The sequence below is a fragment of the Paracoccus simplex genome, assembly GCF_042648325.1.
GTDB lineage: Bacteria > Pseudomonadota > Alphaproteobacteria > Rhodobacterales > Rhodobacteraceae > Paracoccus > Paracoccus simplex.
This window is the reverse complement of sequence record NZ_JBHRXE010000001.1, coordinates 118,492-129,036: the sequence shown is the minus strand read 5'-3', so window position 1 is coordinate 129,036 and position 10,545 is coordinate 118,492. Positions and strand designations below refer to the sequence as shown.

The 10,545-nt window shown below is 67.9% G+C and carries 13 protein-coding genes; 2 read left to right on the top strand and 11 right to left on the bottom strand.

Annotated elements, in window-relative coordinates:
* Position 1: 1 nt before the first annotated feature.
* The 9 genes from ACFOMP_RS00615 to ACFOMP_RS00575 form a co-directional block, all read right to left on the bottom strand.
* Positions 2 to 526 carry a GPW/gp25 family protein gene (locus ACFOMP_RS00615; protein ID WP_289896358.1) on the bottom strand — a complete coding sequence of 175 codons (525 nt, stop codon included), beginning with the start codon at positions 524 to 526 and terminating at the stop codon, positions 2 to 4.
* A gap of 162 nt (positions 527 to 688) precedes the next feature.
* Entirely contained in the window at positions 689 to 1,186 is a 498-nt protein-coding gene (locus ACFOMP_RS00610) for an Hcp family type VI secretion system effector (protein WP_019352314.1), read from the bottom strand.
* A gap of 37 nt (positions 1,187 to 1,223) precedes the next feature.
* A complete protein-coding gene (gene tssC, locus ACFOMP_RS00605; RefSeq protein WP_379027458.1) occupies positions 1,224 to 2,714 on the bottom strand; it encodes a type VI secretion system contractile sheath large subunit in 1,491 nt (496 codons plus the stop codon).
* Entirely contained in the window at positions 2,714 to 3,232 is a 519-nt protein-coding gene (tssB, locus tag ACFOMP_RS00600) for a type VI secretion system contractile sheath small subunit (RefSeq protein ID WP_019352244.1), read from the bottom strand. Before tssB ends, tssC begins: the two co-directional genes overlap by 1 nt.
* A gap of 69 nt (positions 3,233 to 3,301) precedes the next feature.
* The gene (locus tag ACFOMP_RS00595; RefSeq protein WP_379027455.1) at positions 3,302 to 3,772 is read right to left on the bottom strand and encodes a hypothetical protein; all 471 of its coding nucleotides are present in this window, start codon (positions 3,770 to 3,772) and stop codon (positions 3,302 to 3,304) included.
* Positions 3,726 to 4,655, bottom strand: a complete 930-nt coding sequence (locus ACFOMP_RS00590; RefSeq protein ID WP_379027453.1) for a type VI secretion system ImpA family N-terminal domain-containing protein — start codon at positions 4,653 to 4,655, stop codon at positions 3,726 to 3,728. The genes ACFOMP_RS00595 and ACFOMP_RS00590 overlap by 47 nt, the downstream gene beginning before the upstream one ends.
* A 15-nt stretch (positions 4,656 to 4,670) precedes the next feature.
* Entirely contained in the window at positions 4,671 to 5,852 is a 1,182-nt protein-coding gene (gene tagH, locus ACFOMP_RS00585) for a type VI secretion system-associated FHA domain protein TagH (protein ID WP_379027451.1), read from the bottom strand.
* Between the two features lie 6 nt (positions 5,853 to 5,858).
* Positions 5,859 to 6,443 carry a DUF6931 family protein gene (locus ACFOMP_RS00580; protein ID WP_289896364.1) on the bottom strand — a complete coding sequence of 195 codons (585 nt, stop codon included), beginning with the start codon at positions 6,441 to 6,443 and terminating at the stop codon, positions 5,859 to 5,861.
* 141 nt (positions 6,444 to 6,584) lie between these two features.
* On the bottom strand, positions 6,585 to 6,713 hold the full coding sequence (locus tag ACFOMP_RS00575; RefSeq protein WP_379027449.1) for a hypothetical protein: 129 nt from the start codon (positions 6,711 to 6,713) through the stop codon (positions 6,585 to 6,587).
* A gap of 234 nt (positions 6,714 to 6,947) precedes the next feature.
* Between ACFOMP_RS00575 and ACFOMP_RS00570 the strand changes: the two genes are divergently transcribed.
* A complete protein-coding gene (locus ACFOMP_RS00570) occupies positions 6,948 to 7,712 on the top strand; it encodes an adenylyltransferase/cytidyltransferase family protein (protein ID WP_379027447.1) in 765 nt (254 codons plus the stop codon).
* Positions 7,713 to 7,736: 24 nt separating this feature from the next.
* A complete protein-coding gene (locus ACFOMP_RS00565; protein WP_379027445.1) occupies positions 7,737 to 8,294 on the top strand; it encodes a HutD/Ves family protein in 558 nt (185 codons plus the stop codon).
* An 18-nt stretch (positions 8,295 to 8,312) separates the two neighbouring features.
* Here the strand turns inward: ACFOMP_RS00565 and ACFOMP_RS00560 are convergent, their stop codons facing one another.
* Both ACFOMP_RS00560 and ACFOMP_RS00555 read right to left on the bottom strand, forming a co-directional pair.
* Complete coding sequence (locus tag ACFOMP_RS00560; RefSeq protein ID WP_379027443.1) at positions 8,313 to 9,485, bottom strand: LysR substrate-binding domain-containing protein; 1,173 nt, start codon at positions 9,483 to 9,485, stop codon at positions 8,313 to 8,315.
* A 93-nt stretch (positions 9,486 to 9,578) separates the two neighbouring features.
* A complete protein-coding gene (locus ACFOMP_RS00555; protein WP_379027441.1) occupies positions 9,579 to 10,544 on the bottom strand; it encodes a LysR family transcriptional regulator in 966 nt (321 codons plus the stop codon).
* Position 10,545: the final 1 nt, after the last annotated feature.

Below are 10,545 nucleotides of genomic sequence, written 5' to 3'. Positions count from 1 at the left end.
CTCATGGCTCGGCCTGCGTGCGCTTCATGGCGATCTTGCCGGCGGCCGGGTCCACCTCGGCATAGAACTGCACGGAAATGTCGGTCGGGTCCGAGATCATCTCGGCCAGGATCTCGAAGGTGACGCGCTGGTCCGAGGTGGGCGCCAGGTCGTCCACCCGGACCTCCAGCGTCTCGGGGCGCAGTCGCGGCTCGTTGCGGATCAGCGCCTCGCGGATGGCCTGGGCCAGGTCGCCGGGCGTGCGGTTCTCGCGCCAGAGCGTGTCCATGTCGGGCAGCCCGTGATTGACGACGGAATCGCGCACCCGCGGCGTGTCGGACAGGTCCGCGCAGACATCCAGCCGGATGGTGTTCATCAGGCTGGCGATGTCCTGCACCAGGTTGCGGCGCAACGATTCCTCGCTGGCGCCTTCGCGGCGCTTCTGGCTGAGCAGCGTCAGATCGCGCTCGCCCTCGGTATAGCGGCGCCCCTGGTCGCGCGAGTCGCGCCGGGCAGCGGAATCGCGAAAGATGTGCATCAGGGACATCTCGCGCAGGCCCCTGCGCCCCGGGTCCCCGTCAGAGGAAGGACGACGCGCTGTCATGTTCCGCCCGTTGATCCGGCGCCACCGACCAGTGCGGGCGGCGCGCAAAGGAACAGGGTCGGCCGTCGCTGCCGACCCTGTCCCGGTCTGCCATTGGCGGAACGCTTAGGCGCTCCACTCCTTGTTCTCGGCGATGTCCCAACCGGCCAGGGTCTCGGCGCCGGCGGCACCGGTGTCTTCCTGCAGCGTGTAGGCCACCTCGAACTTGCGGAAGTTCAGGGTCAGGGTTTCCTGGATGCGGTCCAGCCCGTCCTTGGCACCGCCGGTCGAGTAGCTGGTGATCATGATGTTGCTCATCTTGATCCTGAAATATTCGACCGGGGTGGCACCGCCCGACTTGCGCACGATCAGCTCGCCCGACTCGATGTGTTCGCCGTTGGTGCAGCGCTTGATCAGGTCGTTGGTGGCCAGATCGACATATTTGGTCAGGGTAATATCCTGCACGTTGACCTTGCCGCCGCCGCCGCCCGAACCGACATGGGTGGTGCCCGACTGGGTCAGGCCCCAGTTCCAGGCCAGCACGTCGATCTCGTTGCGGTGGGTGTCGTCCTGCGACTCGCCCTTGATGTTGTTCGAAAGTTTCAGAAAGATATCGACAGCCATTCGATCACTCCTTGGCTACAATAATAATCTCAATGGGTTACTTGCTTTTTGGAAGTTTGGAGACCAGCGACATGCCGACATCCATCCCTTCCAGCTGGAAATGCGGTTTCAGATAGAATTTCCCCATGTAGTAACCGGGATTCTCCTCGTCCTCCACAACTTCCACCTTCGCTCCGGCCAGGGGTTTCTTGGCCTTCTCGCGCTCGGTCGCGCTCTCCGGGTTGCCCGAAACGTATTTGTTGATCCAGGTCTGCAACTGCGTCTGCAGCTGCAGCCGGTCCGGGCTCTGACCGATCTTGTCGCGGACCATACATTTCAGATAGTGACTGAAACGTGACACCGCGAAAATATAGGGCAGGCGCGAGGACATGTTGTCCGAAGCCGTCGCCTGGTCGTCCACGTATTTCTTGGGCCGATACAGCGTCTGCGCGCCGATGAAGGCGGCCTTGTCGGTATGCTTGCGATGGATCAGGCCGATCAGCCCGGCCTTGGACAGTTCGGCCTCGCGCCGGTCGGTGATCGACACCTCGGTCGGGCATTTCAGGTCCTTGGACCCGTCGCCGGTGTCGAAATTGTGGGTGGGCAGGTTCAGCACCTCGCCGCCCGACTGCACGCCGCGGATCTGCACCGTCCAGCCATGTTCCTTGTGGGCGCGGTTGATGTTCACCGCCATGGCATGGGCGGCGTTCATCCAGGCATATTTCTGCCCGGCATGACCGTCGGTCTCTTCCTCGAAGTTGAACTCCTCGACCACCGAATTCGAGTTCTGGCCATAGGGCTCGCGCGCCAGGACGCGCGGCATGGTCAGCGCGACATAGCGCGAGTTCTCGCTGTCGCGCAGCCCATTCCAGGCGGCGTAATCCGGCGTGTCGAAGATTTCCGACAGGTCCGGCGGCGTGCCCAGTTCGGTCCAGCTGTCCATGCCCAGAAGCTCGGGCGCGGCGGCCGAGATGAAGGGCGCATGCGCGGCGGCGGCGATCTTGGACATGTCGCGCAGCAGCGCCACATCGGCGGTGCCGTGGTCGAAGTAATAGTCGCCGACCAACGCGCCGAAGGGCTTACCGCCCAGGGTGCCGAACTCGGCCTCATAGACGCGCATGTTCAGCGGCGACTTGTCCCATTTGGCGCCGGGATAGCGCCGGAACATCTGCTGCAGTTCCTTCTTCGAGACGTTCATCACCTTCACGCGCAGCGAGGCGTCGGTCTCGGAATGGTTGATCGTGTAGGCGAGGCCGCGCCAGCTGGATTCCAGCTTCTGGAATTCCTCGTGGTGGATGACCTCGTTCAGCTGCTCGGTCAGCTTCTGGTCCAGCTTCGACAGCATCGCGTCGATGGTGTCGATCACGTCCTCGGCGATCAGGGTCTCGTCGTCCAGCGCCTCGCGCACCAGTGCGACGACGGCGTTGTCGACCTCCTTGGCGGCGACATCGGTGCGCGGCTTGATGGTCTGCTTCAGGATGTCCGAAAATTCGTCGAGCCCGGCAAGGGCGCCCGCACCGGCAACCTGAGCCTGCGTTTCCTGCGCCATCAGCTATCCTCTTCCTCGGCGGATTTCGTCTTTTCGCGTTCGGCCAGCGCGGCCATCAGCTCGGGGTCGTTCAGCAGCTTGCGGATCTGCTCCTGCGCCTTGGGCTTCGAGTTCATGTAGCGCTGCAGGTTGGCCAGGTGCTGGCGTGCCTCCAGGAGCTTCTTCAGCGCCGGGATCTGGCTGGCGACCGCCGCCGGATTGAAATCGTCCATGCTCTCGAAGGTCAGCGAAACGCCCAGCCGGCCCTCGCCGCCCAGCTTGTTCTCGACGTTGAAGCTGGCGCCGGGCGCGATGCTCTTCATATAGTCGTCAAGCGATGCCGCGGTCACGTCGACGAAGTCCCGCTCGTCCATGTCGGGCTTCTCGACCTCGGAGGCATTGCCGGAAAGATCGGACATCACCCCCATGACGAAGGGCAGCTCGACCATCTTTTCCGAGTCGTAGGGATCCTCGTAAGAAATGTTCACCCGAGGCGGGCGGTTGCGCTTGATAAAATCGGTCGCCTTGTCCGAAGCCATCAGATCAATCCTCCATTACGCAAAGGCAAACTGTAAAATACCCACCGAGTCAATTCCGCAAAACTGCCCTCAGGACCCGCCGGTCGGCGCAGTCGGAGTAAGCAATTCCGCGACGATGGCGTCGAAACGCTTGTGCAGCATGTCACGAGCCTTTGCCAGAAGCAACGGCACCGGACTGGCCGGTTCGTTGGTCGCAAAGTAGCCCTCGATCCCCAACAGGGTTGCGACAAGTTCCGAGCGGCGGGTGATCGGCGGCACCTCGCCGGGCGCGTTTCCGCCGATGCGCTGGCCCTCCAGCCCGGCCTGGGTCAGGGATTTCAGCCGCTCCATGGACAGGGCGAAGGGCGTGCCCTGCCCGACGGTCAGAAGGGCCGATCCCGCCTCGCGCGGCATCAGCATCTCCAGCGCCTCGACCAGCGGCTTGCCGACCAGCAGCCGGGCCTGGGCGACCAGCAACAGCGCCGGCGAGGAAGGTTCATTCTGCGCCAGCCAGTTACAGGCTGCCTCCAGCGCCGCGCCGGCGGTGACCCTGTCGAGCACCGGCCGTTCCGAGGCCGGCGTCACCGGCTGCAGCGGCGNNNGGCGCCGCCGCAGCGCCGACGGCCAGCGGTTGGTCCGCCGGCGCCGCCGCCTGCGGCCCGGGCTGGGCGCCGGCCTCCCAGGGGCGCAGCTCGGGCCGGGCGGCGGCGATCATCGCCTGCATCTCGGCCAAGGCCGCACGCAGCGCGCCCAGATCGGGATGGAAGGGCATCTCGGGATCGGCGCCGGCCAGCGAGAGGATGCGATGCAGCGCATCCGAAAGCCGCAGCAGCCGCTCATGCGTCGCGGTCACGGCCCGCAGATTGGCGTCCGAGCGCAGCGTGCCGAGGAAATCCGAACCCTGCAGATCCGCCTCGGACGCGCGCGGCGCGGCCTTGCCGGTGACCACCATGTAGCGACGCAACGTCACATCCGAATGCGGCACGACTGGCAGGTGCAGAAGCGGCATCACGACGCTCGCCTGGCCGTTGAGCGATTCGATTGCCGCTCGCCTTTCCGACCTGCGCGGATGCAGTTCGGCCGGCCATTGCGCCATGGCGGCGGCGATGTCCTCGACCGTCGAGGTGAATTCCTCGAGTCGCCCGGCCAGGATCTGGAACCGTCCCAGCAGGCTCATCAGCCGCAGGTCGCGCGAGCGGCCCAGCAGCGCGGCGATGGCCGCGGTCTCGGCCGCCAGATCGACCGAGCGCGGATCGAACAGCCGGTCCTCGCGCCCGTCGGCGGCCAGGCCGGGGGTGAAGTAGCGCTCGGGCAGGCGGGACTCGGCCTCGAAATAATAGTCGAGGAAAGCCTCGTCGTCCTGCCGTTCCAGATCGGGGCCGCAGGGCGCCTCGGGCGAAACCGGGTCGAGGATGTTGAAATCAGCCAAATCGAAACCTCTCATGCGAACGCGGCCAGCCTAGGGCAACGGTCCCTCGGCGTCATGCGCCTTGCGATAGGCGGCCGCGAACAGGCGCAGGAACTCGTCCAGGATGCCGTTCTCGCTGGCGGTGCGGGCGTCCCAGCGCGCGACATATTCCTCCCAGGCCTTGGCCTTGCGGTTGCCCATCAGCCCGCCCGACTTGGTGCTGCCCTCGATCTTTTCCGGGGCCAGCTCGTCCACCAGCCCCAGAAGCGCGGGTTGCAGGGCGGCGAACAGCGCGGTCTGGTGGCGGCGCAGATCGCCAAGCGCCCCGGCATAGCCTGCGGCCCCGGTCATGAAGCCGGCGCGCGGCCGCAGGAACAGCGCATCCAGCGCCTCGGCGGCGTCGGGCAGAAACTTCAGCGGATTGTTGTCGGCGGCGCCGCGCATGGTCCGTTCGGCCGAGCGGGTGAAATGCCGCGCCGCCGCCCGGTCCTGCAGCCCGGCCATGACCTGGTCGGTCACGGCGCGCATCGCCTGTCCCAGCGCGCGGGCCAGATCCTCGGCCGCGATATGGCGCGCCAGGTCGGGAGCCAGACCCGCGCCTTCGCAAAACGCCCGGACGAAGGCCGAGGGGTCCTCGACCGGCGCGGGCGGCGCTGCCGGCGCGGCTGCGGGCATGGACGGGGCAGCCGATTCTGACGGGGCGGCTGGCGGGGGCGCAGCGGGTTCGGGCGCGTGAACCGGAAAGGCCAGGAAATCGCTGGCGAAATCCGGGCCGCGGCGGACGGAATCGGCCGGCGCGACGTCGATCGGCACCGGCGCCGGGGCCAGCGCCCAGGGATCGTCCAGCACCGGCTCGTCCACCGGGCTGTCCACCCGATGCGCCGGCAGCGATCCGGGGGTCATCGGCTGGCCCGGCTGCATGTCGAACAGCGCCACGACGATATATTGCCCGACCTGAAAGCGGTCGCCGTGGTTCAGCACATGCGGTCCGTCCAGCCGGTGCCGGTGGCCCTGCAGGAAGGTGCCGTTGGTCGAGCGGTCGCGCAGCAGCCAGCGTCCGGTCTCGCAGGCGACATCGAAATGGTGGCCCGAGATATAGCGGCTGGCATCGGGCAGCACCCAGTCCATGCCGGCGCCGCGCCCGACCTGGATGCCGGTTTCCGGCACGGTGATGCTGACCGGACCGCCGTCGTCCAGCACATGGAAATTCTCGATTTGCAGGGTCAGGGTCATGTCACATCAATAGGCGCGAAACAGCGCCTCGGCCATGTCCAGGAAACGGGCGAGGTAGAACGAGCGCCGCGACAGGTCCGCCCGCGCCAGACAGGACAGCACCGCGCTGTTCAGCGCCACCGGCGTCTTGTGCGCGGCCGAGCGTTCGGGGTCGTTGGGGGCCGGCCCGCCGGTGGACCAGCCCGCCGCCAGCGCCAGCAGGACCGAGGGGCTGCGGGTCGGCGCCCAAAGCGCCTCGCGCATGATCTCGTGGCGCTGGCGTGTGGTCGGCTGCGCCAGCCACAGCGCGATCTTTTCCATCATCGGGCGTTCCTGCGGATGCAGGTGGTCGGCCATCAGCCGCAGGCATTCGTAGCCCCAGCCGGTGGCGGTGCTGGGCAGGGCGGCGAAGGCGGTGAAGGTGACCGCCTCCTCGGGCGTGGTCGAGGCGCGGAGCCGGGCCAGGAAGGCCAGCCCCTCCTCGTCCTCGCGCGGGCGCAGCTTCACCAGCTCGCCCAATTGCGGGATGGCGGCGAAAAGCGCCGGCGTCGGCACGTCGCGCAGCATCCGCCGCGGAGGCTTGGTCGTCTCGTCAGCCGCGTTTCCGTCCATCCTTGCCGTCTCGTCCCCTGCCCCGTCGGTCCCGACTATGAAACCAGCCCGCCGCTTGCGCAACCATGCGGGCATCGTCCGGCTGGTTACAGCCCGATCGCCGCCCGGTTGCAAGCCGGTATCCGGCCGGCGGGCCACAGCTCAGCGGTTGCGGGCGTCCACGGGACAGACGGTGCTGAAACGGATGCGCTTCATCAAGGAACGCAAGCTGACGGTCTTGATCGGCAGCGCATCGGTCAGCCGCTTGCAGAACAGGCCGAAGGCGGCCATGTCCGGCACCGCCAGCGCCCCGGCCGGGGGAGCGATGGGCGGGCCATCTGACCGCATCCTGGCCCGGCCGCGAACGTGAATCGCACCTCGCCGCGCGGCCACCGCATGCGGTCCCGGCCGTTCCCCGCCGCTTGCATCCAAAATCCTGAGCCTGCGCTTCCGCAAAGGCGATTTTGGCGGTGCAAAGGCCCTTGCTACTGCTGTTGCATCGCCGTCTGCCGGGAGGGCCGGGAAGTGATCCAAGTTTCGATCCAGTCGCCGCAAACGCGCGGGCTCGCCGTCATCCGGCACCGGCTCGTGCAGGGATCGGCGCTGCGCGGCGGCGTGATCGTGCTGGGCAATTTCGACGGCTTCCACCGCGGGCACCAGTTCCTGATCCGCCGCGCCCGTGCGCTGGCGGGCGCACGGCCGGTGGGCGTGATGTCGGTCGAGCCGCATCCGCGCCAGGTCTTCGCGCCGCAGGCCGAGCCCTTTCGCCTGGCCAGCCCGGCGCAAAAGCACCGGATGGCGGAAAGCCTGGGGCTGGATTTCGTCTATGAACCGGCCTTCGAGCCGGATTTCGCCGCCCTCTCGCCCGACGCCTTCATCACCGAGATCCTGGCGGCGCGGCTGGGGGTCGGGCATGTGCTCGTGGGCGCGGATTTCCATTTCGGCGCGCGCCGGGCCGGAACCACGCGGACGCTGGCCGAAACCTGCCCCGGCCTGGGGATCGGCGTGACGGTCCTGCCCCTGCAGGGCGGCTTTTCCTCGACCGCGGTGCGCGAGGCGCTGCGCGCCGGCGACATGGCCGCCGCCACCCGGCTGCTCGGCCGCCCCTGGGAGGCCGAGCTGACCCCGAGCGGCCGGCTGTCGCCGCGACAGATCTGCCCGCCGGCGGGCAGCTATCTGGTGCGGGTGCCGGGCTTCGGGCCGCATCTCGCGCGCCTGACCGGCCGGGGCCGCGTCATCGCGGCCGAGCCGCTGCCCGCCAGCCTGACCTTCCTTGACCGGCGCGCCTGAGCGCCCCTGACCCGAGAAAGAGACATGCAAGACCTGCTGCACCTGCCCGAGACGGGCTACCGCACCCTGCCGTGGAAGAACGGCGCGGGACAGACGGACGAGATCTGGCTCTGGCCGACCGCTGCCGACCGCGACGCCTTCTCGATCCGCATCTCGCGCGCGCCGATCCCGCAGGACGGCGCCTTTTCCTCGTTTCAGGGCGCGGATCGCGTCATCACCGTGACCGAGGGACAGGGGTTGGCGCTTGATTTCGGGTCCGAGACCCACAGGCTGGAGCCGCTGGCCCCGTTCCGCTTCGACACCGCGCTGGCGCCGATGGGGCGGCCCCTGGGTGGCGCGGTGCGGGTCTTCAACGTCATGGCCGCCCGTCACGACTGGCGGATCGCCGGCGCCGGGCTGGCCCATGCCGGCGACAGCGTGACGGCCGGGCTGGTGGTGATCCTGGCGCTGGAGGCGCAGCGCATCCGCGTCGGACAGGCGGATCGCGCGCTGGCCACCCAGGACACCGCCGTCTGCCGGGCGGCGGGCCCGGTCCGGCTGGGCGGCCGGGCGCTGGCGGTCAGGCTGGAGCCTGCCGCCTGACCTTTCGGCCGCGGGCCGTCAGGCCCGCGCGAATTGCTCGCGGCATTTGCGGGCGAAGCGTTCCGCCGCGCTGCCCAGCCGGTGCCCGCGGCGCCAGGCCAGGACCAGATGCGAGGGCGCGCAATCCCCGGCCAGCGGCCGCGCCACCAGCGGCAGGCCGTCATAGCTCATGCTCGCCGTGGGCTTGGTCACCAGAAGCGTATAGCCCAGCCCGTGCGCGACCATGCCCCGCACCATCTCGAACGAGACCGAGCGATGCGCGATCACCGGCTCGACCCCCTGCGCCTGCAGGATTCCGGTGAAGTAATCCCCCGAGGGCGGGGCATCCAGCAGCACCATCGGCTCGGCCGCAAGGTCGATGGGCAGGATCTCGGACTGCCGGGCCAGCGGGTGATCGGCGGCCAGCAGCACATAGGGGGTCAGCGTCGCCAGCGCCTCGCATTCGAAGCGGTCGTCAAGGCCGATGTCGTAGATCAGCGCCAGCTCGGTCTCGCCCGAGATCAGGCTTTCGGTCAGCCGGCGCTGGTCGCCCTCCAGCAACCCGATGTCGAGCCCGCCAAGCTGGCGGATCAGCGCCGGCATCAGGAAGGGGCCGAAGGTGTGGAAGCAGCCGACATTCAGCGCGATGCCCTTGCCGTTCAGCACCCCCCGCATGCTGCGCGGCGCGTCGATGCGCCGCGACGAGCCATAGGAGCGGTTGGCATAGATCAGCGGCGAGCCGAGCCGGGCGCTATGCGTGTCCTCGACCCCGCAAAGCAGCACATAATGCGTGCCGACCCGCTCGGCCGAGACCACGCGGCATTCAAAGGCCACCAGCGCGTCGGCGACGCGGGGCGGGCCGCTGGGCAGCGCCACCCAGTCGGTGCATTCAAACTTGTCGCCCAGCTCGTCCTTGAAGCGGCCGGCGAAGGCTTCCGAGATATAGGACTGGTCCTCGCGCAGCACGTTCACGCAAAGCACGCCGTTCTCGATGATCTTCGACGCCGCCGGGCTGAGATGGTGGACGCAGACCAACAGCGTCGGCGCCTCGCCATCGGCCGAGACCGAGGCCATGGCCGAAACGGTGACGCCCGCCCGCCCGGCGCGGCCGTCGGTGGTGACCACGTTCACCGTGCAGGCGGCATGGCTCATCCCGGTCACGAAACGGTCGCGGGCAGAGATCTGGTTGATCTGGGTCTCGGCTGTCATCATGGCATTCCCTGGGGCAGATTTGCTCTTGTCCTTCTGCGTTCAGAGTGACGGCTTTCCCGCCCGTCCGAAAATCATGTTTTCCTCGGCTCTGCCTCAGGAAGTCCGAAGAACCTCGGCCGCCGGCACCGCGGGCGTATCCAGCGGCAACATGCCGGGGAAGGAGCCGTCGCGGATCACCTCCTGGCAATGCGCGATGAAGGCCTCGACCACGCGCGAGCGCCGGATCTCGGACAGGCAGGCGATGCCGAAACTGATCGGCGTCGAGACATCCTCGAGCGGCAGATAGACCAGCGGCAGGCCGTTCTCGGCGATCTGGTTCACCGGCCGCGCCGTCATCAGCCCGTAGCCGATCCCCGCCGCCACATAGGAGCGCAGCGAGGCGGTGGACGAGGTCTCCATGACGATGTGCGGCACGCCGCCGATCTGGCGGAACAGGCCCAGGAAATAGTCGCGGGTCAGCGGCAGGTCGATCAGGATGAAGGGATCGTCGAGCAGCTCGGCCAGCCGGATCGAGCCGCGCCCGGCAAAGCGATGCTCGGCCCCGACCAGCGCATAGGACCGCAGCTGCGCCAGTTCGATGAAAGTCACGTCCGGCGGCATGTTGAGGTTGTAGGTCAGCGCCAGGTCGATCCGCGCCAGCCGCAGGCTTTCGATCAGCTCGGCCTCGCCGCCTTCGGTCATGGTCATCTGCACATCCTGATAGCGGCGCGAGAATCCGGCCCAAAGCTCGGGCGCGATCAGCGGCGCGAAGGTGAAGAAGGTGCCGACCTTGATCGAGCCCGAGACGCGGTCGTTCAGGTCGCTGGCGACCTCGTAGAGCCCGGCCGCAGCACGCAGCGATTCCTTGGCCGCCCGCAGCAGCCGCATGCCGGCGGGGGTCAAGGACAGCCCCTGCGCATGATGACGGATGAAAAGCTGGACGTTCAGTTCGGTCTCGAGATGCGAGATCGCGGCCGAGATCGAGGGCTGCGAGATGTTGACCTGCTCGGCCGCCTTGGTGACCGACAGCGTCTCGCCCGCCGCGATGAAATAGCTGAGTTGCCTGAGTGTGAAGCGCATC

Coding starts and splice junctions, on each gene's coding strand:
- tagH (WP_379027451.1), bottom strand. CDS start 5,852: ATGACCCTGACCCTGCAAATCGAGAATTTCCATGTGCTGGACGACGGC.
- ACFOMP_RS00565 (WP_379027445.1), top strand. CDS start 7,737: ATGCAAGACCTGCTGCACCTGCCCGAGACGGGCTACCGCACCCTGCCG.
- tssB (WP_019352244.1), bottom strand. CDS start 3,232: ATGGCTTCGGACAAGGCGACCGATTTTATCAAGCGCAACCGCCCGCCT.
- ACFOMP_RS00580 (WP_289896364.1), bottom strand. CDS start 6,443: ATGGACGGAAACGCGGCTGACGAGACGACCAAGCCTCCGCGGCGGATG.
- ACFOMP_RS00575 (WP_379027449.1), bottom strand. CDS start 6,713: ATGGCCGCCTTCGGCCTGTTCTGCAAGCGGCTGACCGATGCGCTGCCG.
- ACFOMP_RS00555 (WP_379027441.1), bottom strand. CDS start 10,544: ATGCGCTTCACACTCAGGCAACTCAGCTATTTCATCGCGGCGGGCGAG.
- ACFOMP_RS00610 (WP_019352314.1), bottom strand. CDS start 1,186: ATGGCTGTCGATATCTTTCTGAAACTTTCGAACAACATCAAGGGCGAG.
- tssC (WP_379027458.1), bottom strand. CDS start 2,714: ATGGCGCAGGAAACGCAGGCTCAGGTTGCCGGTGCGGGCGCCCTTGCC.
- ACFOMP_RS00615 (WP_289896358.1), bottom strand. CDS start 526: ATGTCCCTGATGCACATCTTTCGCGATTCCGCTGCCCGGCGCGACTCG.
- ACFOMP_RS00560 (WP_379027443.1), bottom strand. CDS start 9,485: ATGATGACAGCCGAGACCCAGATCAACCAGATCTCTGCCCGCGACCGT.